Raw genomic sequence first — 25326 nt, 5'->3', positions numbered from 1 at the left:
CAAGTGCGAAAAGGTCGTAGTACGATTGCAGAAACGGCAATCGCCTGCCATCGTGCGATCACAGTTCGCGGTTCGCGCCGCGCCCGAAACGGACCAGCCATGCGCCGTCTGCCACCGCTCACTGCCATCGAAGCGTTCGTCGCGGTTGCGCGCTTGGGCTCAATCAAGGCTGCGGCGACCGAGCTGGCGCTGTCGGCTCCCGCGCTCAGCCGACGCATTCAGACCTTGGAGCGCTTTCTCGGTCGTCCGTTGTTCGACCGCCGGCACCAGGCGATGACCCCCAACGCCGACGGCGACCGCCTGCTCGCCGCGATCGCGCCCGCGCTCGACAGCCTATCGGACGCTGTCGAGTCGATGACCAGCGGCGGCGAGGTGCTGCGGCTGCGGCTGGGCGTGCTGCCGTTGTTCGCATCGCAGCGGTTGTTTCCGAAACTGGCGCAGCTGCGCGCCGCGCGACCCGAGCTGCACCTCGACGTCGATACCGGCAGCAACGCGATCTCGCGGCTGGGCGAGGGATTGGACGCGGTGATCGTACTCGCGCGTGAGGTCGATCCGACGCTTTATGCCGAGCGGCTCGACCGCAACAAAGTGTACGCGATCGGCGCGCGGACGTTGGTGGAAGGAGCAGATCCGCTGCTGCGCCCGGAACAGCTCGCCGACCACAGCGTGCTGCTCCATCGCGACATGGGGGATAATTTTACCGCCTGGCGCCAGAGCGCGGGGATTGCCGAGATCGAGCCCAAGGCGGTCGACCATTTCGATTCGGGGGCGCTGATGCTGGAGGCGGCGGCGCAAGGGTTAGGCGTCGCGTTCATGCTAGAGAGCCATTTTAACGACGCGAACGATCCGCGGCTGGTGCGCTTGTTCGAGCTCGAGGTCGAGAGCCCCTATTCCTACTGGTTCGTCTGCCGCCCGCGCGCGTTGCAGACGAAGCCGGTGCGCATATTTCGCGACTGGTTGATCGCGACGCTGCGCACCGACTGACCAGCCCGCCGCTTGGCAGGCCAGCTCGGATTGCTCTGCCCCGATTACTCCGCCTTCGCCTTGACGATCTTGCCCGGCTCGCGCGGCGGCTCGCCCTTGGGCAGCGCGTCGATCAGCTCCATGCCGTCGGTCACCTCGCCCCACACCGTATACTGGTTGTCGAGGAAGCGCGCGTCGTCGAAGCAGATAAAGAACTGCGAGTTGGCCGAATTCGGGTCCATCGTCCGCGCCATCGAGCAGGTGCCGCGCACGTGCGGCTCCTTGTTGAACTCCTGCTTGAGGTTGGGCTTCTTCGACCCGCCGGTGCCGTTGTGGTTCCCGCCGTCGCCGCCCTGCGCCATGAAGCCGGGGATGACGCGGTGGAACGGCACGCCGTCGTAGAAGCCCTCATTGGCGAGCTCGCCGATACGCTGCACGTGCTCGGGCGCGAGATCGGGGCGCAGGCGGATCGTCACGTCGCCGCTGTCCAGCGTCAGCGTCAGGGTGGAAAAGGTATCGGCCACTCAAAAATCCTTTCGTGTTCGTGCGCCACAGTTAGTGTCGCGCGCCTCGCGAGGCAAACGGCCGAGCCGGGCAAATGGTGCATGGCCAATCGTGCGCCCCGGCGATAAGGCGCGCTCAGTCAGCGCACAGCAGGGAGGCACGCGACATGAGCGAGACCGAGCTTCCTGACCTCGAACGTGACGAGGCCGTCGAACAGGGCGACCAGCCCGCCCCCAATCAGCTTGACGAGGACGACCGGCTGAAACCCGCCTTCGTCGCGGCGGTGCTGGATGCGGTAGAGGACGGCGACGTCGATGCCGCGCGCGCGCTGGTCGCGCCGCTCCACCCCGCCGATATCGCCGATCTGTTCGAGCTGACGCCCGAAGACCGCCGCCGCGACCTCGCCGCCGCGATCGCCGACCAGCTCGACGCCGACGTGTTCGCGGAGATGAACGACTACGTTCGCGAATCGCTGATCGACGCGCTCGACGCGCGGCAGGTCGCCGACATCGCGAGCGAGCTCGACACCGACGACGCGGTTGCGATCATCGAGGACATGGACGTCGAGGACCAGCGCGAGGTCCTGCGCGCGATGGAGCCCGACGACCGCGCCGCGATCGAGGAAGCGCTCTCCTACCCCGAGGAGTCTGCCGGTCGCCTGATGCAGCGCGACCTGGTCGCGGTGCCCGAGCATTGGACGGTGGGCGACGCGCTCGATTACCTGCGCGGCCACGACGAACTGACGACCGATTTCTGGGAAATCTTCGTGGTCGATCCGGCGCACCGCCCGGTCGGCACCTGCGCCTTGTCGTGGATCCTGCGCACGCCGCGTGGGATCGCGATGGCGGACGTGATGCAGCGCGAGCAGACGCTGATCCCGGTCGACATGGACCAGGAGGAGGTCGCACTCCGCTTCCAGAAATACGCGCTCATCTCAGCGGCGGTGGTCGATGGCTCCGGCCGGCTGGTCGGCATGATCACCGTCGACGACATCGTCCACATCATCCAGCAGGAAGCGGGCGAGGACGTGCTGCGCCTGTCGGGCGCGGGCGAGGGCGACATCAACGAGCCGATTCGGCTGACCGTGCGCACGCGGGTTGCCTGGCTGGTGGTCAATCTAGGCGCGACGATCCTGTCGGCCTCGGTCGTCGGGATCTTTCAGGGCGAAATCGCGCGCTTCGCGCTGCTCGCCGCCCTCATGCCGATCGTCTCGGCATTGGGCGGCAATGCCGGCACACAGACGCTCGCGGTCATGGTGCGCGCGCTCGCCACCAACCAGCTCACCAGCTCCAATACCGTACGAATGTTGTTCCGCGAGTTCCGCATCGCGCTGTGTAACGGCATCGCGCTCGGCACCGTCGGCGCGGTCGGCAGCTACCTCGTGCTCGGTCACCTGCAACTCTCGATCGTGTTCGCGATCGCGATGATGATCAACAGCGTGGTCGCGGGGCTGGTCGGCGTCGTCGTGCCGGTCGCGCTCGACAAGGCGAACGTCGATCCGGCAGTATCCTCGGCGGTGTTCGTGACCACTGCGACCGACGTCATGGGGTTCCTGTCGTTCCTGGGACTCGCGGCCTTGTGGGGCCTATCGGGCTGACCCACATCGGGGAGGCATGTCGCTTCCCCCGTTACACCTGACCAAGGTCGCGTTCGGCGCGACGAGCCTCGACGTCCTGACCGATCGTTTGAAAGCACGCGCCGCGTCCGGCGAGCTGTTCCTGACGACGCGCTATTTGCCCAAGCGGCACGAGGAGGTCGCAGGGCGCGGCTCGCTCTACTGGATCATCAAGCACCAGCTCGTCGCGCGCTCGCCGATTACCGGCTTCGGTGAGGCGGAGGGCGGCCGCATCGCGATCCATCTCTCGCCCGACTTCCAGCTAATCCACGCCCGCCCGCGTCGCGCGCACCAGGGGTGGCGCTATCTTGAGGCGCACGAGGCACCCGAGGATCTGTCAGGCGAGGCGGGCGACGGCGTCGCCGCAATGCCGCCGGTGCTGGTCGGCCGGTTGGTGGAACTGGCGCTGTTGTAGGCGGAAGGTCGCAAAGGTCGCCCCCCAACGCAGGTGCGCGCGGGCGCATACGCACGCGGGGTTTATACACGATTGAGCAAGAGCGACGCAGCGGGTGGCACGAGGTGCTGGTGTAGGACAGCCCTGAATGTTGAGGTGGGGTGGAAAGCGGACGTTGACAGCTAGTTAGAAATTATAAGCTAATGGTAATTACGTGAGATGCTAATAAATCCTCTGCGATGCATAGATGAGCACTAAGTGCTTAGGCTTTCTGTTTTCTTATTATAAAGGCATCGGACAAGACAAAGTAACAGGGCAAATACCATGACTGTGACCCAGATGTAATAACCTAGTCCGTAGGCAATGATAGGGTAAGCTCCGTTATCGTACGGAACTTCACGCCAATTTAGAGCGCTTAATATCGGAAATGGAAATAATCCAGCTTGAACTGCCGCCACGCGTCTTGAATCCGGCGAAGACAAAACCACGCAAAACAGTAGAATGTTACCAAGCCATCCAGTTTGAAGTAGAGCAAGGCCCATCCATCCGATTGCCAGAACGGCCCAACCAGGGAGCGTTTCAGCATTGTACCGACACGCTGGAAGGATCAGTGAAGCGATACCGCCTAGTATCAAAAGATAACAAATTGGTGGGTCGAGTCGCCTTAATCGCTCCATCTTTAATGCTCCAAAGCACCAACATCTGGTACCGTGTTGTGCTGAGAAAGTCTGGACGACTGCCTAACCGACGCCTTGGTTCGCGCTCGGTCGACTAGGTATCCGATGTCCGTAATTGGGCGAAAGCGGATATTCACGCGAGATCATCCGCTTGCCAAATCACTCCATCCCGCTGCCCCCATCCGCGTTTCCGTGCGTTGTGCGTCCTCACGCCAATGGAGCCAACACCATGACCGACGACACTGCCGTTCAGGCCCGCCGCCGCGAGATCGCGAGTGAGCACCTGTTGTTCAAGCTGATCGAATATGTCGAACAGCGGCATCCTGGCCTGCTCGATTTCCTGGAAGGCAGCCTTGATCACCTGGGCGATCCGGCGCACGACGAGACCAAGGACGACGAGGCGGTGCGGCAGATCGCGCGGCAGATGATCACGGGCGCGCGCGCCGAGATCGCGGAATAAAAGCTAAGCGCCGCCTTCCAGCTTCGCCTTCAATGCGGCGAAGGGGTTGGCGGGTTTCGCTTCCTCTTCGCTGATCACGCCGGCCTCGCGCAGCACCTCGGCAGCGCGCGGAGATCGCGGAAACGGGTCGAGCGCCAGCGCCATCGTCTCGGCGGCGGTTTCGCCCAGGTCGATGCCACCGCCCTCGATCTCGACCGTGTCGATCTCCTCGCCGGCGAGTTCGATCTCTTCCTCGTCGCCTACTGGCGCGCGCGCGCCCGCGGGGTGCACGAAGCGAAGCTCCACGGGCTCGTCGACCTGCGCGGGAACGGGATCGCCCGTCACCGAGCAGGCTTGCGTGACCGTTGCGGTGACGCGGCCGCGCACGGCGACCCCCGCTGCCTCTTGCCGCACGGTGAAGCGCCCTTCGAGCCGCTCGATCGCGAGAAGGCCGAAGCGCCCGACCAGAGCGGCGCGCTCGGCTTCCTTCGCGCTGATCGACACGTCGCGCGGGTCCGATCCGATCGCGTCGAGCCGTTCGACGCGGCTGAACTCGGGCGTGTTCACGGCAGGCGTCCTTCCATCAGCGCGTTGATCGACGTCTGCCCGATTGCGGCGTGAAGCGCGAGCAGCGCGTGCCGCACATGCGCGACCGCTTGGGGATCGGGTGCCTCGCCGCGGTAGAGGTTGCGCACCAGCGCGGCGTCGAGCGTGCCGCTCGCGATCCCCTCGCGATACGCGCCCAGCCGCCCGCCGAGCATCCCCATCATCCGCCCGACGTGCTTGCCGACCACCATGTCGCCGAAGCCGATCTGGCGCACCTGCGCATCCATGTCGTCGACGAACCGCTCGGTCAGCACCGCCGACGGTTCGGCACCGGCCGGATCGGTTTCGAGTCGCAACTGCACCATCGCCAGCACCGCCGCCACCATGTCGAAGCGTCCGTCGAGCGTGTCGGGCACCGCGCCGTCCAGATACCAATGCGGTTGCCGCGCCCGCGCGATCACCGCATCGTACAACGGCAGCGCGGCGGTGCGGTCACGTCCGCCGAACAATGATTTGAGCCAGCCCACGTTCGTCACTTCGCCATCAATGGTGTCGGGTGCAGGCGCGCTTGTGTCGCGTCCACGGGGGGCATATTGGGGGCAAAGGCCGCACCTGTCCACGTCCGGGCACGCGGCGAGGGTCGCGAACGTCCGCTTCGACCAGCGGCGCGCGCAATCCGATCGAGTCCGCCGGAGAGTCCATGCGTTTCCTTCTTCCTCTCGTTCTCACGGCCGGCCTGCTGGCGGCGGGTTGCACGCCGCTGCGCTCGCATCAGGGCTATATCGTCGACGCCGACCTGGTGAATTCGGTGCAGCCGGGAGTCGACAACCGCGCCTCGGTGCTGGCGACGCTGGGCCATCCGAGCTTCGCGAGCCAGTTCAACCAGGGCGACTGGTATTACATCGCGCGCGACAGCCGCAATTACGCGTTCAACCCGCCCAAGGCGGTTGAGCAACTGACGATGCAGATCAGCTTCGATCAGGCAGGCAACGTGTCCGCGATCCGCAAGTCGGGCGTCGAGCAGGTCGCGTCGATCGATCCGTCGAAGAAGACGACGCCGACGCTGGGCCGCAGCCGCAGCTTCTTCTCCGAATTGTTCGGCAACATCGGCGCGGTTGGCACTGCGGGCGGGCCGGGTGCGGGCGGCCGCGCGGGTGGTCGCGACCAGCCGTGATCGTATAGGTGTTTCCAGCATCGCGGCAGTCGGGCGGTTACCTTGCCTCGACCGCTGCGGGCGACGCTTGAGCAAGCAACGCCGCCGCAAGCTGTCGTTTCGCTGACGCACCCATTCGCGGCCGGTTCAGCCGCCCAAAGCTAACTTCCGCTTCATGCCGAAGCCGATCAGGCCAAGCCGTGAAAAGGAGGTTGTTCATGCGTAAGCTCATCACCACCGCGCTGCTCGCCGCCGTGGCACTGCCCGGCGTTGCGATACCCGGCGCGGCCTCGGCGCAGTCGCGCGAGGAGTTGCGCCGCGACCGGCAGGACATTCGCGAGGAGCAGCGCGATCTGAACCGTGCGCGCCGCTTCGGCGACCGTGACGACATCCGCGACCAGCGTGGCGACCTGCGCGAGGCGCGGCAGGAATATCGCGAGGATCTGCGCGGCCGTTATGGTGATCGTGACTGGCGCGGCGACCGTGACTGGCGTGACGATCGCGGGCGCAATGCGGAGCGTCGAGATTGGGGTCGGGGCGACTGGTCGTCGTGGCGCCAGCAGAACCGCAGCCTCTACGCGCGCGGCAACTGGCGGGCACCGTTCGGCTATCAGAACTTCCGCCCCGGTGCGCGGATCGGCGCGGGCTATTACGGATCGCGCTACGTCATCAACGATCCGTGGCGTTATCACCTGCCGCCCGCGCGCGGTTACGCGCGCTGGGTGCGGCATTACAACGACGTGATCCTGGTCGATCAGCGCCGCGGCGTCGTGTTGGACGTGATCCGCAACTTCTACTGGTAACGTCGGCCTGACCGGAGGCGGGCAAGCGCTCTCCCCAAGGGCCAAGGCGGTGCGCGGGTTCGAGCCGCGCACCGCTGGCAAGGCCCCGATCGGCCGCGCCGCTGATTACGCGTCGGCGCGGCCCGTACCGGCTTGGGGTCGGCACTGGTCCCGAAAGGGGGATAAAGGGACCGTGAAAGCGAACGCGGATGCGTCGCTTTTGTTCTCCCGTACCGACCAATTGCATCGAAACTATCGCTGTAGTTGCACGCATGGCGGCGGCGCCGTGCACATCGACGCTGCAAATCGTAAGTTTCAACAACTTGCGCGCCAATTACGTATTTTGCAGATTGCCGTTCCGGGGACAGCGCACGGGGGTGGCTGATGTGGGACGGCGTGGCCACGGCGGGCCTGCACGCGTGCGACCTCGTGTTGCACGAAGCCTTGTTGTTCGCAGCGATCATGTTCTTTGTCGGCGGCGTCGACGATCTGCTGGTCGATCTCGCCTATGTCTTCTGCCGGCAGCCCGCCGCGACGCTCGCCGACATACCGGATGCGCGTGCGGAGCCGCTCGCGATCTTCGTCGGGGCGTGGGACGAGCAGGCGGTGATCGGCGCGATGCTGCGCACCGCGCTCGCAGGCTCGATTATCCCGATTACCGCATCTTCGTCGGCTGCTACCCGAACGATCCGGCGACGATCGCAGCGGTGGCGGCGGTCGCCGACTCGCGGGTGCGGCTGGTGGTGGGGGAGCGCGCCGGCCCGACCACCAAGGCCGATTGCCTCAACACCTTGTGGCGCGCGCTGCTGCGCGACGACGCGGCGGCGGGGCGGCAGACGCAGGCAGTGATCCTGCATGACGCCGAGGACGTGCTGCACCCCGCCGAGCTGCGCGTGATCGCGCATTACCTGGAAAACAACGCGCTGGTGCAATTGCCGGTGGTGCCGTTGATCGATCCGGCGTCGCCGATGGTGACCGGCCATTATGCCGACGAGTTCGCGCTGGCGCACGCAGTCGCGCTGCCGGTGCGCAATGCGATAGGCGCGGCGATGCCGCTCGCCGGGGTCGGCTGCGCGATCCGGCGCGACGCGCTCGATCAGCTCGCCCGCGCGACCAACGACGCGCCGTTCGAGCCCGCCAGCCTGACCGAGGATTACGAACTCGGCCTGCGCGTAGCGGCGCTGGGATATCGCAGCCGCTTCGTGCGAGTGCGCGAGCGCGAGAACGACGCGCTGGTCGCGGTGCGCGCCTATTTCCCCGACACGGTGCGCGCGGCCGTGGTGCAGAAGGCGCGCTGGATGACCGGCATCGCGCTTGCCGGTTGGGACCGCACCGGCTGGGGCGGGCGCTGGCGCGCGGCTGAGCTGTGGATGCGCATGCGTGATCGTCGCGCGCCGCTGGCGGTGCTGACGCTGGCGGTCGGTTACCTCGCACTGGTCGCCTGGGGATTGTCGCTGCTCGGCCATGGCCTGCTCGGCAGTGTGCCGCCGGGGACGAGCGACCTGCTGGCGGCGCTGCTGTCGGCAAATGCGGTGCTGCTCGCGTGGCGCTTGCTGGTGCGCGCGCGCGCGACCGCGCACGAACATGGCTGGCGCGAGGGGGTGCGCTCGGTCCCGCGCGCGGTGCTGGGCAACGTCATTTCACTGCTCGCCGCAAGGCGCGCAGTGGTGCGCTACGTCGGCATGCTGCTGGGGCGTGCGCCGCGATGGGACAAAACGACGCACCGCTTCCCCACGGTGCTGCCGGGTGCGGCATGAGCGCAGTGCGACTTAGTGAGGTGAGATCTGGCTGGGGCGCGCTGCGGTTCGGCGGGCAGGGGCGTCCGCTGCGGTTCCTGATGATCGTAGTGGGTGGATGGACCGGCGCGCGCGTGGCGTTGCTGTGGCCGGAAGCGCAAGTCGAGCGGCTCGCCGCGGTGACACGGGCCGCGCGCGCGCCTACTCCCCACTTCGCTCTAGGCACGCGCGCGCCGACGCCGTTGGTTGCGGCGGGAAGCTTGGCTGCGGCCGAGGTGATGCTGCGCAGAAGCTTGGTAGCACCCGCGGTGCCGGCCGTGTCGCGTGTGGCGCCGCCGGTCGCGCCCGTGTCGATCGCGGCGGTCGAGCCGGTGGAAGCTCCTTCGATCACCGCCCCTGTGCCGGTGAACGCGGGCACGGCGCGCTACGATGCCGCGCAACCGGTCGCCACCGCGCTGCCGACGCGACCGCGCTGGTCGGGCAGCGCCTGGGCGTTCGTGCGCGGTGCCGGCGATGCGGGCGGCGTCGCGACCCCGCAGCTCGGCGGCAGCCAGATCGGCGCGCGCATCGCCTACCGGCTCGACGCTCGCGGGCGCGTGGCGGCGGTGGCACGCGTCGCGGCGGCGACCGGGGTGCGGCAACAAGAGGCGGCGGTCGGCGTCGAGTGGCAGCCGACGCGGCTGCCGATCCGCCTCGTAGCCGAGCAGCGGATCGGGATCGCCAACATCCGCGGCGGCCCGGCGATCGGCCTGGTGGGCGGGGTCAGCGCGCTGCCGCTCGGCGCTGGGCTACACGTCGACGGCTACGCGCAGGGCGGGGTAATCGCGCGCGACCGCGCGGACGGCTATATCGACGGCGCGGTGAGTGTCGGGCGCACGATCGCAAGCCGCGGGCGGGCGCGGCTGGAGCTCGGGCTCGGCGCCTGGGGTGCGGCGCAGCGCGGCGCGGCGCGGCTCGACCTCGGGCCATCGCTGGTGGCGGTGCTGCCGGTCGAGGCGCGCGCGATCCGCGTCGGCGTGCAATGGCGCGAGCGGGTGGCAGGCAACGCGCGGCCGGGATCGGGCGCGGTGCTGTCGATCGGTGCCGATTTTTGATTGGTGCCGAAGGTGGCCGAAGTTTTGGTGACCGAGCCGGGTAATGGCAGCCGCCTAACGTACCACCGGGCACAGCGAGGCACCGCTCACATTTTGGCTTATAGCGCGGACACTCGGATGGCGTAGCTGTGGGTGCGCGTGCGACTGCCCTCGGTCCGCCTCAACGTTGGCATGCTGATGCCGTGCAGACCTACGCATAGCATGTCTGTTCAGTGGAAACGCCATTGCCGATAATCGGAGCACGCGCCGCCCAGTCCTGTGTGTACGGTGTTGCTCAACCGGATCGGTGTCGCTCTCTAGCGCCTCCTGCGTGCGGCCGAACGTGGATGCGAGCCGCCCCGCCCGGCACTGTCCCCGAGGTGGTCCCACAAACGCCGGTATGGTCGTTGGACGCGGAGCCGCGTGCGGAAGTGCCGCCTACGATTCCACGCATTCGCGGCGTCGCCCCTTCGCGTAGGACCGAGAGCCTGGTGTTTGCGGTTCCACCTGAGATGACGGAGCGCGAGCCGTGCACGCGTCGCTCCGCCCCCTCCGCGCGAGGCGCGGCTATCGCTGCCGCGACGAAGCGACTAACCCTGCGATCATGGACGTCTACCTGCCGATCGCGAACCTGTCGGTGAACGCGCTGGTGATGATCGCGCTGGGCGCGGGCGTCGGCTTGCTGTCGGGCATGTTCGGCGTCGGCGGCGGGTTCCTGACCACGCCGCTGTTGATCGTTTACGGCATCCCGCCGACCGTCGCCGCGGCCTCGGCGGCGAGTCAGGTGACGGGGGCGAGCGTATCCGGCGTGTTCGCGCATTTCCGCCGCGGCGGCGTTGACGTGAAGATGGGCGCGATCCTGGTCGCGGGCGGCGTCGTCGGGTCGATCGCGGGCGCGTTCCTGTTCCGCATCCTGCAGGCATCGGGGCAGATCGATACGGTGATCGGCATCGTCTACGTCGTGCTGCTCGGCTGGATCGGAACGCTGATGACGCGCGAGGCGGTGGGGTCGATCCGCGTGCTGCGCGGTGCCGCGACGCCGCGACCGCGTCGGCGGCGGCACCACCCGCTGGTCGCAGGGCTGCCGTGGCGCATGCGCTTCTACGCCTCGGGCCTGTATATCTCCCCGCTGGCGCCATTCCTGCTCGGCTTCGGGGTCGGCATCCTGACCGTGCTGCTGGGCGTCGGCGGCGGGTTCGTGCTGGTGCCGGCGATGATCTACCTGCTGGGCATGGCGACGTCGGTGGTGGTCGGCACCTCGCTGTTCCAGACGTTGTTCGTGACCATGGTGGCGACCATGGTCCACGCCACCACCACCAAGGCGGTCGACATCGTGCTCGCCGGATTGCTGCTGGTCGGATCGGTCGTGGGCGCACAGGTCGGCGCGCGCTTCGCCAATCGCGCGCGGCCCGAATATCTGCGACTGGCGCTCGGCATCGTCGTGCTGCTGGTGTGCACGCGCGTCGCGCTCGGGTTGGCGTGGCGGCCAGGTGAAATCTACACCGTTGAGCTGTCGTGAGGCGCACGCTTCTTCTGCTCGCCCCGCTGCTGATGGGGCAGGCGAAACCGGTGCTGGTCCCCGACGTGTCGCAGCGTGACATCGAGATCAAGTACAGCTTCTCGGGCGCGGACCTGCTGCTGTTCGGTGCTATCCTCTACCCAGGCGGACGCTTGCCGGAGCGGGCGGAGCGCACCGACGTCGTCATCGTGCTGAAAGGCCCGGCGCAGTCGATCATCATCCGCGAGAAGGAGAAAGTGGCGGGCATCTGGGTCAATGCCGAGGCGCTGCGCTATCGCTCGGCACCGTCCTTCTACGCGATCGCCTCGTCGCGGCCGATCGATAAACTGGTGGATGCGCGAACGCGGGCGATCTACGAACTGGGGTTGGGCAGCCTGCAACTCTCGCCTGCATCCAATGCACCCTCGGCGGTGCAGGATCGCTTCACGCAAGGATTGGTCGAACAGCGTCGCCGCACCGGGCTGTTCGTCGAAGCGCCCGGTGCGGTCGAGATCACCGGCGACGTGCTGTACCGCGCGCGGCTGACGATCCCTGCGCGCGTGCCGACCGGGCGCTTCACCGCGGAAACGTTCCTGATCCGTGACGGGCGCGTGCTCGCCGCGGCGGTGCGCGACATCGACGTGCGCAAGACCGGTTTCGAGCGATTCGTGTCGCGCGCCGCGGATCACCACGCGATCCTCTACGGGTTGAGCGCAGTGGCGCTGTCGGCGCTGCTCGGATGGGGCGCAGGGCGCTTCGCGCGACGCACGTAGATCGCGCCGGTTCCGCTCCAAAACGGATACATCCACGCAAAATTTACATTATCGGCCTAGCACCGCGACTCATGAACGGCGCCGTGCCCTTATGACCGATCAACCGCCTTCCCTCGCGTTTGCGGGCGTGTTCGCCGGCGCGATGACTGATGCGGTGCCGTCGCACGCGGCCGACCCGATCGGCTACGTGCTCGAGATCGCGGGTTCGCGCAGCGAGATCGTGCTCGACATGGCGGCGCTCGCGCCGCTGGCGGGCAGCGACGACGTCGTGCTGGCGAGCGCGGGACAGGTCGGTGGACAGATCAAGGTTCGGCTGGGCACGACGTGGCTCGTTGCCAGCATCCGCTCGCTCAAGCTCGCCGCCGGCACCGCCGGGCAGATTGTCGCCGCGGTCGATTTCCTGGGCGAAGGCGAGGAGGAGCAGCTGACCGGCAAGCTCTACGCCTTCCGCCGCGGTGTCACGCGCTACCCCATGCCGGGCACCGAGGTATATCCGGTGTCGGCGAGCGACCTGGTTCAGGTCTATGCCGCCGACGACCGCGCGACGATCGAAGTCGGCCACGTCTACCCGACCAAGGACGTGCGCGGATCGCTGTTCGTCGACGCGATGCTGGGCAAACATTTCGCGCTGCTCGGCTCGACCGGCACCGGCAAGTCGACCTCCGCGGCGTTGATCCTGCACCGCATCTGCGAACTGGCGCCGCAGGGCCATGTCGTGATGATCGACCCGCACGGCGAATATGCCGCGGCGTTCAAGCACAATGGCGCGCTGTACGACGTCAACAACCTGCAGATGCCCTATTGGCTGATGAACTTTGAGGAACATTGCGAGGTGTTCCTGACCTCCAGTGGCCCTGATCGGCAGATCGACGCCGACATCCTCGCCAAATGCCTGCTCGCCGCGCGCGCCAAGAACCGGATCGGGCAGGATATTCCCAAGCTCACCGTCGACGCGCCGGTGCCGTACCTGCTCAGCGACCTGTTGCAGTTGATCCAGCAGGACATGGGCAAGATGGACCGCGCCGGCTCCACCGCGCCCTACCTGCGGCTGAAAGCCAAGATCGAGGAGATCAAGGCCGATCCGCGCTTCGGCTTCATGTTCAACGGCATGCTGGTCGCCGACACGATGGCGGCGTTCGTGTCGCGCATCTTCCGCCTGCCGGGCGACGGCCGCCCGATCTCGATCATCGACGTGTCGGGCGTGCCGAGCGAGATCACCTCGGCGGTGGTCGCGGTGCTCAGCCGCATGGTTTTCGACTTCGCGATCTGGTCAAGGAACGAGCCGCAACGCCCGATCCTGCTCGTGTGCGAGGAAGCGCACCGCTACATTCCCAACGAGCGCGAGGCGCAGAGTGCGGTGTCACGCATCCTCAGCCGCATTGCCAAGGAAGGACGCAAATATGGCGTGTCGCTCGGCCTCATCACGCAGCGCCCGTCCGATCTCGCGGAGGGGGTGCTGTCGCAGTGCGGAACGATCATCGCGATGCGACTCAACAACGAGCGCGACCAGGCGTTCGTGCGCGCAGCGATGCCTGAGGGCGCCCGTGGCTTCCTCGATTCGATCCCCGCGCTTCGCAATCGCGAGTGTATCGTCTGCGGTGAGGGCGTGTCGATTCCGGTGCGCGTCATGCTCGACACGCTGGAGGAAGCGAAGCGGCCGGCCTCGGCCGACCCGGTGTTCTCCGAATCGTGGCGCGAGGTCGGCGACGAGGACCAGATCGTCGCCCGCACGATCGCCCGCTGGCGCGCCCAGGGGCGGTGAGGCGAGCCGGCGGCGGATGTCCGCTGCCGACGAAAGGCAACATTGCAACAAGTCGGCGCGCGGCTACGGGACAGGCATGAATGATGGCACACAACTGCTAAGCGACTATCGCGACGTTTTAAGTGACATCTTCATCACGCATGCTTGGCGTGGGCATGGCTCTGCAATCTTCCTTGAGCTTGGCAAACTGACGCCCAAACTCCGGAGTGATGGTAGCTCCGGCAATCCCGATGGCGAATTTACGCTGATGATCGGCTGGAGTTGGCGCATCGAGGAAGCAGATCACATAGTCTGCGGTAGCGAGAGCGAAGTAGAAGTTTTTGAGCATTGGCTTAGAAAGCTAGTCGGCCGCAAGGTATTGAATGTGACAACGTTCGGCCGGATCCCCGAAATCATGTTGTCGCTTTCTGATGACCTTTATGTTTCTTCCTTCATGACGGCAGAAGGCGGCCCGGAGTGGGCGCTTATGGATCATCGCACGAACGGCTTGCCGACCCTCATGACCAAGAAAGGGCGTCTTTGGCCAGAGGAAAGACGGTCCTCATGTTCCTGACCGTCGGCTGGCCAGTTGACGTCTGTAATCATGAGAAAGCGGCCATCCCCAGCATCAACTTGGCCTGAGCCTCAGTCAAGCTAGCCTCCGGCCGCACACCCCGACCCATTGCCATCGCGCGCGCGGCGGCTAAAGCCGGCGCGCGAAAGGGTATTCGACCATGAAGCTGTTGACCGGCAACTCCAACCTGCCGCTCGCCACCGCGATCTCGGACTATCTCGAGGTACCGTTGACCGAGGCGCTGGTCAGGCGCTTTGCCGACGAGGAGATCTTCGTCGAGATCATGGAGAATGTTCGTGGCGAGGACGTGTTCCTGCTCCAGTCGACCAGCTACCCGGTCAACGACAACCTCATGGAACTGCTGATCATGATCGACGCGTGCAAGCGCGCGTCGGCGAAGCGGATCACAGCGGTGTTGCCCTATTTCGGTTATGCGCGGCAGGACCGCAAACCGGGGCCGCGCACGCCGATCTCGGCCAAGCTGGTCGCGAACCTGATCACCACCGCGGGCGCCGACCGCGTGCTCTCGGTCGACCTCCACGCCGGGCAGATCCAGGGGTTCTTCGACATCCCCACCGACAATCTGTTCGCGGCGCCGGTGATGAGCGCGGACATCCGCACGCGCTTCGGCGACAAGAACCTGATGGTCGTCTCGCCCGACGTCGGCGGCGTGGTGCGCGCGCGTGCCTTGTCGAAGCGGCTCGACAACGCCCCGCTCGCGATCGTCGACAAGCGTCGCGAGCGCGCGGGCGAATCGGAAGTCATGAACATCATCGGCGACGTCGAGGGGCGCTTCTGCGTGCTGATCGACGACATCGTCGATTCGGCGGGGACGCTGTGCAATGCGGCGGCGGCGCTGCGCGAGGCGGGGGCAGAGGATGTGGTCGCTTACGTCACACACGGCGTGCTGTCCGGGGGGGCGGTCGCGCGCGTCGAGGGCTCGTCGCTGCGTGAGCTGGTGATTACCGATTCGATTGGGAACCACGAGTCGATCGGAAAGGCGGAGAAGATCCGGCATTTGACGATCGCGCCGTTGCTGGCGGAGGCGGTGAAGCGGATTGCGGATGAGACGAGCGTGAGTAGTCTGTTTGACTGACGGCGGCAGGCGCGGCCACGTCCGTGCCGATGCGCGCAGCGCAGCCGCCGGCACGGCCGGCGAACAGGCGACAGCCTGATCCGGCCGACGACGCGGGCTTTGCCCGCGTGAATCTTCCTTTCCGCGCCAGCGCCGCGCGCGAGCTGGCAGCTTCTCAGAAGTGTAGGAAACAAGAAACGCGAGCAAAGCCCGCGTCGTCGGCCGTGTCCGGCTATGCCGGCACGCCGTCCGGCTTACGCGCTGCGCTGACGCGCACCGGCGCGAACGCGGTCGCGCTTGCGCTCAGCGTTCCCCTAACGCCACAATATGGTCAAAAACCGCCGGGTGCAGCGGCTTCGAGAAAGCACACCCGTACCGGAACTTGTCCCGCCACGCGACCACCGCCTCCAGCGCGGCGAGCCCCGGCAATGTCAGCCACACCGTCGTCCCCGGCCACAAAGTAAAGCTCGTCTGCGCGCGGAACCCCGTGACCGACAGGTCGACCACGTCGATCTCGAACCGCGTGTTGCCGCGGTCGCGCAGGTGCGCCTTCATCTTCACCGCACGACGAAGCGCGTGGCGGTGTTCGTCGGCCTCGGTCGAATCGGGGATGGGGATCGCGGGTTCCATGATCCCGAGTCATGCCCCGAAAGGGTTAATCTTCGGCAAAGGCCGTATGGCCGGGCGCCATCTGGTCGGGCACGCTCGACCGTCGCATGCCCTTGCGCCCACGACGCTTCAACTCGGCCTTCAGGTCCTCGGGCTTGGGTGCGACGATGAAGCCGAAGCTGACGTTCCCCTCGCGCGTCTCGACCACGTGGTGCAGTCGGTGCGCCTGCACGATCCGCTTCATGTACTGGCCTTTGGGTAGATAGCGTGTCGGGATACGGCGATGCACGATCACGTCGTGAAACCCGAAATAGATCATGCCGTAAGCGGCGACGCCCGCACCCACCCACACGAACCCTGGCCACCAGCCGTAATGCAGCGCGCCGTAGATCATCAGAACCGACGGCACGGCAAAGATCACCGCGTAGAGATCGTTCAGCTCCCAATGGCCGTCGCGCGCGCGGTGATGGCTCTTGTGCAGGAACCAGCCGGGCCCGTGCATCACCCAGCGGTGCATCGCATAGGCGAAACCCTCCATCAGCACGACGGTGACGAGGAACAGGAGAAGCGCGGACCACCAAGCCATTGTGTTTGCGCATATAGCGTTCGCGCGGCCTTATCGCTACGTCGCACCGCACCATGAACGACGAACTGCGATCCGCTGCCCTAGAGTCCAAGGCCTGGCCGTACGAGGAGGCGCGCAAGCTCCTCAAACGCTATCCCAGCGGGAAACCGGGTGGCGAGCCGGTGCTGTTCGAAACCGGCTACGGCCCCTCGGGGCTGCCGCACATCGGCACCTTCAACGAGGTGCTGCGCACGACGATGGTGCGCCAGGCGTTCCACGCTTTGTCCGATCAGCCGACCCGGCTGGTCGCGTTCAGCGACGACATGGACGGTCTGCGCAAGGTGCCCGACAATGTGCCGAACGGCACGATGCTGGCCGAGCACCTCGGCAAGCCGCTGACGCGCATCCCCGATCCGTTCGACAAGTTCGACAGCTTCGCCGCGCACAATAACGCGATGCTGCGGCAATTTCTCGACCGCTTCGGCTTCGATTACGAGTTCGTGTCCTCGACCGATTACTACAGCCAAGGCCGCTTCGACGAGGCGCTGCGTAGCGTGCTGCGGCATTTCGGCGGCGTGATGGACGTCATGCTGCCGACGCTGCGCGCCGAGCGCCGCGCGACCTATTCGCCGATCCTGCCGATCAGCCCCGTGACCGGCATCGTGCTCCAGGTGCCGGTCGAGGTGATCGATGCCGAGGCGGGTACGATCGCCTTTACCGACCCGGCGACGAACGAGCGGGTCGAACAGAGCGCGCTCGGCGGTATGTCCAAGCTGCAGTGGAAGGTCGACTGGGCGATGCGCTGGGTCGCGCTCGGCGTCGATTACGAGATGGCGGGCAAGGATTTGATCGACTCGGTGACGCAATCGTCGCGGATCGCCCGCGTGCTCGGCGGACGTCCGCCCGAGGGCTTCAACTACGAAATGTTCCTCGACGAGAATGGCGAGAAGATCTCCAAGTCGAAGGGCAATGGCCTCAGCCTCGAGCAGTGGCTGACCTACGGCCCCGAGGAGAGCCTCGCCTTCTACGCGTACCGCGAGCCGAAAAAGGCCAAGCAACTCCACATGGGCGTGATCCCGCGCGCGGTGGACGAATATTGGCAGTTCCGCGGCAATTACGGTGGCCAAGCGGTCAAGGAACGGCTCGGCAATCCGGTCCACCACATCCACGATGGCCGCCTGCCCGAGGGCGAGTTGCCGGTGACGTTCGGGCTGCTGCTCAACCTCGTCGGCGTGATGGGCGAGGGTGCGACGCCCGAGCAGGTCTGGGCCTATCTCGCCAATTACGTCCCCGACGCCTCGGCCGCGCGCTATCCCGAGCTCGACCGGCTGATCGGCCACGCGCTCGCCTATCACCGCGACTTCATCGCCCCGACTTTGAAGCGCCGCGCACCCGAGGCGATCGAGATCGAGGCGCTGCAACGGCTCGACGCCGCGCTCGCCGCACTGCCCGCCGACGCGAGTGCGGAGGACATCCAAAACGAGGTGTACGAGATCGGCAAGACCGGCGGGTTCGACTCACTCCGCGACTGGTTCAAGGCGCTGTACGAGACGCTGCTGGGATCGTCGCAGGGGCCGCGGATGGGCAGCTTTATCAAGCTGTACGGGGTGGAGAATACACGAAGGCTGATCGCTGAGGCGGTAGGCGAAGGCGCGGCCACGCCCGCGCCGGTGCGCGGCTAGCCGCGTAGCGCCGAGGCCGGCCGGCGGGTCGGTCTTGACCGACTCGTCCGACGACGCGGGCTTTGCCCGCGGCGGCCTCCCTGGCCTTCTCTCCTCCCTGAAAGGGAGGGGTCGGGGGTGGGTTGGTACGCCGGGTGACATCCGCACCAGGTGAGCGCTCGCGTCTCCCCGACCCACCCCCAGCCCCTCCCTTCCAGGGAGGGGAGCCTGTCCCGCTTCAGCCAACCGCTCACATCCAACCTTGCGCCACCCCACCCCAACCCGCATCTTATGCTGCAATGCAGCAACATACGCCTCCCGCAGCCTTAAAGCCTGCCGCCCCGGTCGGCCTCGTCCACCTCGCACTCGCGGTCGGCGGCTTCGCGATCGGCACGACCGAGTTCGCCGCGATGAGCCTGGAGCCCGACCTCGCGCGCGGGCTGGGCGTTGACGCGCCCGCGGTCGGCCACCTGATCAGCGCCTATGCGCTCGGCGTCGTGGTCGGTGCGCCGACACTGGCAGTGGCGCTCGCCAAGGTGCCGCGGCGCGCCGCGCTGATCATCCTCATGCTCATGTTCGCGGCCGGCAACGCGCTGTCGGCCTTCGCGCCCGGTTACGATGCGATGCTGCTGTTCCGCTTCCTCGCCGGGCTGCCGCACGGCGCTTATTTCGGGGTCGCCGCACTCGTAGCCGCGTCGCTGATGCCCGAACGGCGCACCACCGCGATCGGGCGCGTGATGCTGGGGCTGACGGTCGCGACGATCGTCGGTGTGCCGCTCGCCAAGCTGCTCGGCCAGTGGCTCAGCTGGCGCTACGTCTTCGGCGTGGTCGCGGCGCTTGCGCTCGTCACCGCCGCGCTGGTCGCCGCCTTCGCGCCGCACGACCGGCCCGATCGCGACGCGAGCCCGCTGCGCGAACTCGCCGCGTTGCGCAACGGCCAGGTGTGGCTGACGCTCGCGATCGGCGCGATCGGCTTCGGCGGGTTGTTCGCGGTCTACACCTATCTCGCCTCGACGCTGACCGAGGTCACCGGCGCGTCGAACGCGGTCGTGCCGCTGGTGCTAGCGGTGTTCGGTGCCGGGCTGACCGCGGGCAATCTGTTCGTGCCGCGCTTCGCCGATCGCGCGCTGATGCCGACCGCGGGCGTGCTGCTGGTCTGGTCGGCGGTCGTGCTCGCGCTCTATCCATGGGCGAGCGGCAACCTCGCCGCGATCACCGCCTGCGTGTTCGCGATCGGCTGCGGCGGCGCACTCGCGACCGTGCTCCAGACGCGGTTGATGGACGTGGCGGGCGATGCGCAGGGGCTGGCGGCCGCGCTCAACCATTCCGCCTTCAACGTCGCCAACGCGATCGGACCCTGGGCAGGCGGCCTCGCGATTGCGGGCGGCTACGGCTGGGCATCGACCGGCTATGTCGGCAGCGCGCTGGCGCTCGGCGGATTAGCGATCTGGGCGCTGACGCTCGTGGTGGATCGGCAGCGGCGAGGACACCCAATGCCCGCGTGAGCGGCGCCCGGCTGTACCGGCAAGGACCACCCCACTTGGCCGTGTCCTACGTCGCGCACGCGTGGCATGATCGCGCCTATGACCCTTGCCTCTCATCCCACTCCTGTCGTCTCGCGCGCGCACATGCGTAGGGGTGTGACCTTAGCGACCTTCCAGCGCACCGAGCCCCGCGCATGAGGCGGTACTTCTCGCCCGCGCAGGCCACCCACGCACCCGCGCAGGAACTCCACAACGGCGCCTTCACCGACTATGCCGAGAAGCCGTCGCGCGCGCAGGCGATCCTCGACGCGATCGGCGGCGCGGAGCAGCCGGACGACTTTGGCGCGGCACCGATCGAGGCGGTGCACGACGCCGATTACCTCGCCTTCCTGCGCGACGCGGCGCGTCTGTGGGAGGAGGCCGGGCGCCCCGGTCAGGCGATCCCCTACGCCTTTCCGATCGTCGGTCGTCGCCCGCTCGCGCTGTCGCGCGTGGACGCGCTGCTCGGGCGCTACTCGCTCGACGCGACCACGCCGCTGACGCACCAGACCTGGGCGGCGGGCTATGCCAGCGCGCAATCGGCACTCGCCGCGACGCACGCGGTGCTGGCGGGCGAGCGCGCCGCCTTCGCGCTCTGCCGCCCGCCCGGCCACCATGCCGGGCGCGATTATTGCGGCGGCTATTGCCACATCAACGTGGCGGCGGTCGCGGCGCAGGCGGCGCGCGACGCCGGCTGCGCACGCGTCGCGATCCTCGACATCGACTATCACCACGGCAACGGCACACAGGACATCTTCTGGCAGCGCGGCGACGTCTTCTACGCCTCGCTCCACGCCGACCCTGCGACCGACTACCCGTTCTTCTGGGGCCACGCCGACGAGGTCGGCGAGGGCGAGGGGCGGGGCGCAACGCTCAACCTGCCGCTGCCGCAGGGTACGCGGATCGACGCTTTTCGCACCGAACAGGAACGCGCGCTCGCGGCGATCGCGCGCTTCGGGGCCGACCTGCTCGTCGTCAGCTTCGGCGCGGACACGTGGGAGGGCGACCCGATCAGCCGGTTCAAGCTGACCACCGACGATTATCCCGTCCTCGCGCGCGACATTGCCGCGCTGGGACTACCAACCGCGATCGTGATGGAGGGTGGCTACGCGATCGACGCGCTCGGCCGCAACGTCGCGGCGTTCCTGTCGGGGTTCGACTGAACGGCAGGGTGCGCGGTCTAACGCGTCGGCCGCTTCTCGAACCCGTCCAGCACCTCGGCGGACGCGTCCTCACTCACGGCAACCTCGTCGACCCGAGCGGCGGGTGGTCCGCGACGTGCCCGCTCGATCATCGCCGCGACCTGTTCGGGCGCACCGGCCATCACCGCCTCGACCGATCCGTCGGCACGATTGCGCACCCAGCCGTCGAGGCCGAGCCCGCGGGCCTGTTCAACCGTCCAGTCGCGAAAGAACACGCCCTGCACCCGGCCGGTCACCACCAGCCGGCGGAGGATCACTCCACCTGATCCCCGCTCGCGGGCTCGGGATAATCCTCGGGCTTCGCCTTGCCCTGGTTCTTGACCGCCTGCTCGTCGGCGACATCGCGGACCTTGTCGTCGCGCTCGAAATCGCCGCCGGGCTTGTTGGGTTGATCTGGCATCGCATCGTCTCCTCGGGTGATCAACGAGCCGCGCGGCGGGAAGGTTCAGCCCAAGACCCTCAGCCCTCGCGGCGGCGCTCGATCAACCACGGCCGCGGGCGCCCGGTCGGCTGCGGCTTGCCGTCCAGCCGCACCGCGCGATTGACGCGCACCGGGCGCAGCATCAGCGTGCCGCGCATCTGGCCCCCGACCGGCTCGGCGAGGATGCGGCGCACGGTCGCCTGTCCCGACACGATGCGGCCGAACGCGGCATAACCCGGATTGCTGGGCGACCAGTCCATCGACGGCAGCGCGCCGACCGAGATGAAAAAATTGCCGTTCGCCGATCCCGGCGGTCCCATCCGCGCCATCGAGATCGTCATGTCGAGGTGCTTGATCCCGGTCTTCTTGGTCGATTCGTGGGGGATCGTGTCGAGGAACCGGCGCGCGTCGGTGCGGATGCCGCCCTGAATGAAGCCGTAGCGCGGATCGCGCTTGTTCTTGGCGGTGCGATATAAAGAGATGCCGTCGAACCGCCCGTCGTCGACGTAGCGCAGGAAATTGGCGGTGGTCGCCGGCGCCTTCTTCGCCGCCAATGCGATCACCATCGGGCCATCGGCGGTCTCCAGCCGCACCCGCACCCAGCCCGGCGTCGCACGATCGGCACGCTGCGCCGCGGCGGGCGCGACGAGCAGGGGGGCAAGCAGGGGGCCAAGTAGCGCGGGGGCGATGAAGCGGATCATGGCCGGCGGGGTAGAACTCGACCTTGCCGGCTGCAAGGCTCCCCTCCCTGCCAGGAAGGGGTTGGGGGTGGGTTGGCCCGACACGAAGCGTTCTCTGTTCTACTGCTCACCCGACCCCTTCATGTCAGAAGGCGAGAGGATCAGCGCGTCCGCTCCAGCAGCGCGGCCAGATCACCTTCCCAGAACTTCGCCCAGGTGTGCGTGCCGTGCCCGCGGGTCTCGGGCGTCTCGGGGATCAGCCGGAAAGTGGCGTTCTTGATCCGCTTCACGCCCTCGGCCGGATAAGTGAAGCCGCGCGGGTTGATGAAGTCGTCAGCCGAGTTGATCCACGCGGTCGGCGCGGTGATCGCCTCCAGCCGCGGCCACGGATCGTAGGTGCGCGACGAATCGAGTTGATAGATCAGGTCGTTGGCGTCGATCCCCTTGATCGACGCCGCCACCCGCTCGCGCGCGTAGCTCGCCGCGGCATCACGCGACTGGTAATTGGTCTGGATCCACAGCGGCGCCCCGCCCGCGACGAACAGCAGCGACGCCGCGCCGCGCACCCCTTGCGCCGGCTCGGCGGTGTAATTGCCCGCCATCCACGCCGGATCGCTGGTGATCGCATCGATCGCGAGTTGCCGCCACATTCGGTTGAGGCCACCGATCGGCACCACCTCGCATCCCAGCGGCATCAGCGCCCGCGCGAACGTTGGATAGCTCTCGCCCCAAACAAAGGCGTGCATGCACCCCATCGACGTGCCCATGATCAGCCGCATCCGCTTGATGCCTAGCCCTTCGGTCAGCAAGCGGTGCTGCGCGGCCACCATGTCGTCGTAATCGTATTTCGGGAACGCCATCCGCAGCCCATCGGAGGGCTTGGACGACCCGCCATGCCCGATATTGTCAGGCAGGATGACGAAGAAGCGGGTAATGTCGAGCGGCTGGCCCGGGCCGTAGAGCCGGTCGGCAAACTGGGGCTGGAGGAACTGCTTGCCCGTGCCGCCGGTGCCGTGGAGCACCATCACCGCATTGTCGATCTCACCCGCGGCATTGCGGTGCGGCGTGCCGAGCGTGGTATAGTGGAGCCTAAGCGCGCGCATCCGCTCGCCCGAGCGGAACGTAAAGTCGCGCGCGGTGAAGTCCGCCTCGCGCGTCGGCCACTTGGTCGACGTGGTGGGCGCAGTCGCAGCGCGGGTCGCGATCGGCGCGGCAGGCGTCGCCTGTGGCGGCGGGGTCAGCGCCTGGACGGCGGCGAGCAGGACGGTGAGCAGCATGGCGGCATGCTACACAGCCGGTGCGGGGACGCCAGCGCTATAGTTTGGCGGTGCCAACTCCCCTCCCTGGAAGGGAGGGGCTGGGGGTGGATCGGTGCGCCACGAGCGCTTCCACCTCGGCCTCACCCACCCCAACCCCTCCCTTTCGGGAAGGGGAGAAGGTCAGCGCTCGCGCGTCGCGTTGAAGCGGACCTTCGGATAACGATCCGCGACATAGCCGATCTCCCATGCGCTTTTCGCCAGGAACACCGGGTTACCGTCACGGTCCTTCGCCATCGCGCCGCGGTTCACGTCAGCGAACGCCTTCAGGTCGGCCGCCTCGCCCGTCACCCAACGCGCGGTGTCGAATGGCGCGGGCTCAAGCCCCGCGGCGACCTTATACTCCGCTTCCAGCCGGCTGATCAGCACCTCGAGCTGCAACTGCCCGACGACGCCGACGATCCAGTTCGACCCGATCTCGGGGTAGAACACCTGCGTCACGCCTTCCTCGGCCATGTCGTCCAGCGCCTTGCGCAACTGCTTGGTCTTGGTCGGGTCCTTGAGCGCGACGCGGCGCAGGATCTCGGGCGCGAAATTGGGCAGGCCGGTGAAGCGGATGTCCGCGCGTTCGGACAGCGTATCGCCGACGCGCAGCGTGCCGTGATTGGGGATGCCGATGATGTCGCCCGGGAACGCCTCGTCCGCGACTTCGCGGTTCTGCGCGAAGAACAGGATCGGCGAGTGGACCGCGATCGGTTTGCCGTGGCCCGTCGGGGTCAGCTTCATGCCGCGCTTGAACGTGCCCGAGCACAACCGCATGAACGCGATCCGGTCGCGGTGGTTGGGGTCCATGTTGGCCTGCACCTTGAACACGAAACCGGTCACCTCGGGCGTCTCGGGCGCGATCGGCGCGGGCTCGGCGGGTTGCGGACGCGGGGCGGGCGCGTGGCGCGCGAGCGCGTCGATCAGCTCGGCGACGCCGAAATCCTTCAACGCCGATCCGAAATAGACCGGGGTCAGGTCGCCGTTGCGGTACGCCTCACCGTCGAATTCGGCATAACCCGCCTGCGCCAGCTCGACCTCCTCGGCGAACCGGTCGGACAAGGTCACGTCCTGGTCGACGCGGCCCTGGAAATTGCGGCTGTCGCCCTCGGGTCGGCTGACCCCGCCCGTCTCCAGATCGAGCACGCCCTCGAACTCGCCGCCCATCCCGATCGGCCAGCTCATCGGCGCGACGTCCAGCGCCAGGATATCGGCGATCTCGTCCAACAGTTCGAATACCGGACGCCCTTCGCGGTCGACCTTGTTGACGAAGGTAATGATCGGCACCGAGCGCAGCCGGCACACCTCGAACAATTTACGCGTCTGCGCCTCGATGCCGCGCGCCGCGTCGATGACCATGACGGCGGAGTCGACCGCAGTCAGCGTGCGATAGGTATCCTCCGAGAAGTCCTCGTGCCCCGGCGTGTCGAGCAGGTTGAAGGTGATCCCATCCCGCTCGAACGTCATCACCGACGAGGTGACCGAGATCCCGCGCTGCTGCTCGATCTTCATCCAGTCGGACCGTGCTCGCCGGTTCGCGCCGCGCGCCTTTACCTCGCCCGCCAAATGGATCGCGCCGCCCGCGACCAGCAACTTCTCGGTCAGCGTGGTCTTGCCGGCGTCGGGGTGGGAGATGATCGCGAAGGTACGGCGGGGCGAGGTCATGACGGTCCTGACGGTCGGCGCGACCGAGGACGCGCGCAGGCGGAAGTGGGTGGCGCGGCTCGCCGTCCGCAGCGACACGGCGCGATCTGCGAACAACAGACTCGCGCGCATAGCAGCAAGTCGGCCATGCTGGACAGTGGCTCCAGATAGGTCGCACGA

Annotated in this window: 26 protein-coding genes; 16 read left to right on the top strand and 10 right to left on the bottom strand. The window is 67.2% G+C overall.

Annotation, left to right across the window (positions count from 1 at the left end; all coding sequences use genetic code 11):
• Positions 1-99 precede the first annotated feature (99 nt).
• Positions 100-984 (top strand): LysR substrate-binding domain-containing protein, encoded by an 885-nt coding sequence (locus HRV97_RS12310; RefSeq protein WP_174194569.1) that lies wholly within the window; start codon positions 100-102, stop codon positions 982-984.
• A 44-nt stretch (positions 985-1028) separates the two neighbouring features.
• Here the strand turns inward: HRV97_RS12310 and HRV97_RS12305 are convergent, their stop codons facing one another.
• Entirely contained in the window at positions 1029-1487 is a 459-nt protein-coding gene (locus HRV97_RS12305) for a peptidylprolyl isomerase (protein WP_174194568.1), read from the bottom strand.
• A gap of 146 nt (positions 1488-1633) precedes the next feature.
• On the opposite strand from HRV97_RS12305, the gene mgtE reads away from it, so the two are divergent.
• From mgtE to HRV97_RS12290, 3 genes are all read left to right on the top strand, one after another.
• Positions 1634-3064, top strand: a complete 1431-nt coding sequence (gene mgtE / locus HRV97_RS12300) for a magnesium transporter (protein ID WP_174194567.1) — start codon at positions 1634-1636, stop codon at positions 3062-3064.
• A 16-nt stretch (positions 3065-3080) separates the two neighbouring features.
• Entirely contained in the window at positions 3081-3497 is a 417-nt protein-coding gene (locus tag HRV97_RS12295; RefSeq protein ID WP_174194566.1) for a DUF1489 domain-containing protein, read from the top strand.
• An 885-nt stretch (positions 3498-4382) separates the two neighbouring features.
• Complete coding sequence (locus HRV97_RS12290) at positions 4383-4613, top strand: hypothetical protein (protein WP_174194565.1); 231 nt, start codon at positions 4383-4385, stop codon at positions 4611-4613.
• Between the two features lie 3 nt (positions 4614-4616).
• Here the strand turns inward: HRV97_RS12290 and HRV97_RS12285 are convergent, their stop codons facing one another.
• Positions 4617-5159, bottom strand: coding sequence for a YceD family protein (locus HRV97_RS12285; protein ID WP_174194564.1), 543 nt, complete (start codon positions 5157-5159; stop codon positions 4617-4619).
• A complete protein-coding gene (locus HRV97_RS12280; protein WP_174194780.1) occupies positions 5156-5665 on the bottom strand; it encodes a ubiquinol-cytochrome C chaperone family protein in 510 nt (169 codons plus the stop codon). The genes HRV97_RS12285 and HRV97_RS12280 overlap by 4 nt, the downstream gene beginning before the upstream one ends.
• Before the next feature lie 173 nt (positions 5666-5838).
• Between HRV97_RS12280 and HRV97_RS12275 the strand changes: the two genes are divergently transcribed.
• From HRV97_RS12275 to HRV97_RS12235, 9 genes are all read left to right on the top strand, one after another.
• Positions 5839-6312, top strand: a complete 474-nt coding sequence (locus tag HRV97_RS12275; RefSeq protein WP_174194563.1) for an outer membrane protein assembly factor BamE — start codon at positions 5839-5841, stop codon at positions 6310-6312.
• Positions 6313-6509: 197 nt separating this feature from the next.
• The gene (locus HRV97_RS12270) at positions 6510-7094 is read left to right on the top strand and encodes an RcnB family protein (protein ID WP_174194562.1); all 585 of its coding nucleotides are present in this window, start codon (positions 6510-6512) and stop codon (positions 7092-7094) included.
• A gap of 569 nt (positions 7095-7663) precedes the next feature.
• Positions 7664-8830, top strand: a complete 1167-nt coding sequence (locus HRV97_RS12265) for a glycosyl transferase family protein (RefSeq protein ID WP_343044499.1) — start codon at positions 7664-7666, stop codon at positions 8828-8830.
• On the top strand, positions 8827-9903 hold the full coding sequence (locus HRV97_RS12260) for a hypothetical protein (RefSeq protein ID WP_174194561.1): 1077 nt from the start codon (positions 8827-8829) through the stop codon (positions 9901-9903). Before HRV97_RS12265 ends, HRV97_RS12260 begins: the two co-directional genes overlap by 4 nt.
• Positions 9904-10486: 583 nt before the next feature.
• Positions 10487-11401, top strand: coding sequence for a sulfite exporter TauE/SafE family protein (locus tag HRV97_RS12255; RefSeq protein ID WP_174194779.1), 915 nt, complete (start codon positions 10487-10489; stop codon positions 11399-11401).
• A 32-nt stretch (positions 11402-11433) separates the two neighbouring features.
• Complete coding sequence (locus tag HRV97_RS12250) at positions 11434-12153, top strand: TIGR02186 family protein (RefSeq protein WP_174194778.1); 720 nt, start codon at positions 11434-11436, stop codon at positions 12151-12153.
• Positions 12154-12244: 91 nt separating this feature from the next.
• Positions 12245-13915 carry an ATP-binding protein gene (locus tag HRV97_RS12245; protein WP_174194560.1) on the top strand — a complete coding sequence of 557 codons (1671 nt, stop codon included), beginning with the start codon at positions 12245-12247 and terminating at the stop codon, positions 13913-13915.
• Positions 13916-13931: 16 nt separating this feature from the next.
• A complete protein-coding gene (locus HRV97_RS12240; RefSeq protein ID WP_174194559.1) occupies positions 13932-14468 on the top strand; it encodes a hypothetical protein in 537 nt (178 codons plus the stop codon).
• Positions 14469-14628: 160 nt separating this feature from the next.
• Complete coding sequence (locus tag HRV97_RS12235; protein WP_174194558.1) at positions 14629-15564, top strand: ribose-phosphate pyrophosphokinase; 936 nt, start codon at positions 14629-14631, stop codon at positions 15562-15564.
• A 282-nt stretch (positions 15565-15846) separates the two neighbouring features.
• On the opposite strand, the gene HRV97_RS12230 is transcribed toward HRV97_RS12235, so the two are convergent.
• Both HRV97_RS12230 and HRV97_RS12225 read right to left on the bottom strand, forming a co-directional pair.
• Positions 15847-16173, bottom strand: a complete 327-nt coding sequence (locus HRV97_RS12230; RefSeq protein WP_174194557.1) for a PilZ domain-containing protein — start codon at positions 16171-16173, stop codon at positions 15847-15849.
• Between the two features lie 25 nt (positions 16174-16198).
• Positions 16199-16738: a sterol desaturase family protein gene (locus tag HRV97_RS12225; protein WP_174194556.1), complete on the bottom strand. Its 540-nt coding sequence runs from the start codon at positions 16736-16738 to the stop codon at positions 16199-16201.
• A 53-nt stretch (positions 16739-16791) separates the two neighbouring features.
• Here HRV97_RS12225 and HRV97_RS12220 point away from each other — a divergent pair, with 53 nt between their 5' ends.
• From HRV97_RS12220 to HRV97_RS12210, 3 genes are all read left to right on the top strand, one after another.
• The gene (locus HRV97_RS12220; RefSeq protein ID WP_174194555.1) at positions 16792-18399 is read left to right on the top strand and encodes a lysine--tRNA ligase; all 1608 of its coding nucleotides are present in this window, start codon (positions 16792-16794) and stop codon (positions 18397-18399) included.
• Between the two features lie 278 nt (positions 18400-18677).
• The gene (locus HRV97_RS12215) at positions 18678-19883 is read left to right on the top strand and encodes an MFS transporter (RefSeq protein ID WP_174194554.1); all 1206 of its coding nucleotides are present in this window, start codon (positions 18678-18680) and stop codon (positions 19881-19883) included.
• Positions 19884-20056: 173 nt separating this feature from the next.
• The gene (locus HRV97_RS12210; protein ID WP_174194553.1) at positions 20057-21064 is read left to right on the top strand and encodes a histone deacetylase family protein; all 1008 of its coding nucleotides are present in this window, start codon (positions 20057-20059) and stop codon (positions 21062-21064) included.
• 17 nt (positions 21065-21081) lie between these two features.
• On the opposite strand, the gene HRV97_RS12205 is transcribed toward HRV97_RS12210, so the two are convergent.
• The 5 genes from HRV97_RS12205 to HRV97_RS12185 all read right to left on the bottom strand — a co-directional run bounded on the left by HRV97_RS12205 (position 21082) and on the right by HRV97_RS12185 (position 25167).
• Entirely contained in the window at positions 21082-21360 is a 279-nt protein-coding gene (locus tag HRV97_RS12205; protein WP_174194552.1) for an acylphosphatase, read from the bottom strand.
• Positions 21357-21503, bottom strand: a complete 147-nt coding sequence (locus tag HRV97_RS12200) for a hypothetical protein (protein WP_174194551.1) — start codon at positions 21501-21503, stop codon at positions 21357-21359. Before HRV97_RS12200 ends, HRV97_RS12205 begins: the two co-directional genes overlap by 4 nt.
• A gap of 59 nt (positions 21504-21562) precedes the next feature.
• Entirely contained in the window at positions 21563-22225 is a 663-nt protein-coding gene (locus tag HRV97_RS12195; RefSeq protein WP_174194550.1) for a peptidylprolyl isomerase, read from the bottom strand.
• Positions 22226-22365: 140 nt separating this feature from the next.
• Positions 22366-23481, bottom strand: coding sequence for an alpha/beta fold hydrolase (locus tag HRV97_RS12190; protein ID WP_174194549.1), 1116 nt, complete (start codon positions 23479-23481; stop codon positions 22366-22368).
• A 162-nt stretch (positions 23482-23643) separates the two neighbouring features.
• Positions 23644-25167, bottom strand: a complete 1524-nt coding sequence (locus tag HRV97_RS12185; RefSeq protein ID WP_174194777.1) for a peptide chain release factor 3 — start codon at positions 25165-25167, stop codon at positions 23644-23646.
• Positions 25168-25326 lie beyond the last annotated feature (159 nt).

It is taken from the genome of Sphingomonas hominis (assembly GCF_013328205.1).
Classification (GTDB): Bacteria; Pseudomonadota; Alphaproteobacteria; order Sphingomonadales; family Sphingomonadaceae; genus Sphingomonas; species Sphingomonas hominis.
Note: the sequence above shows the minus strand (reverse complement) of the source record. Positions and strands in the feature narration are given on the sequence as shown.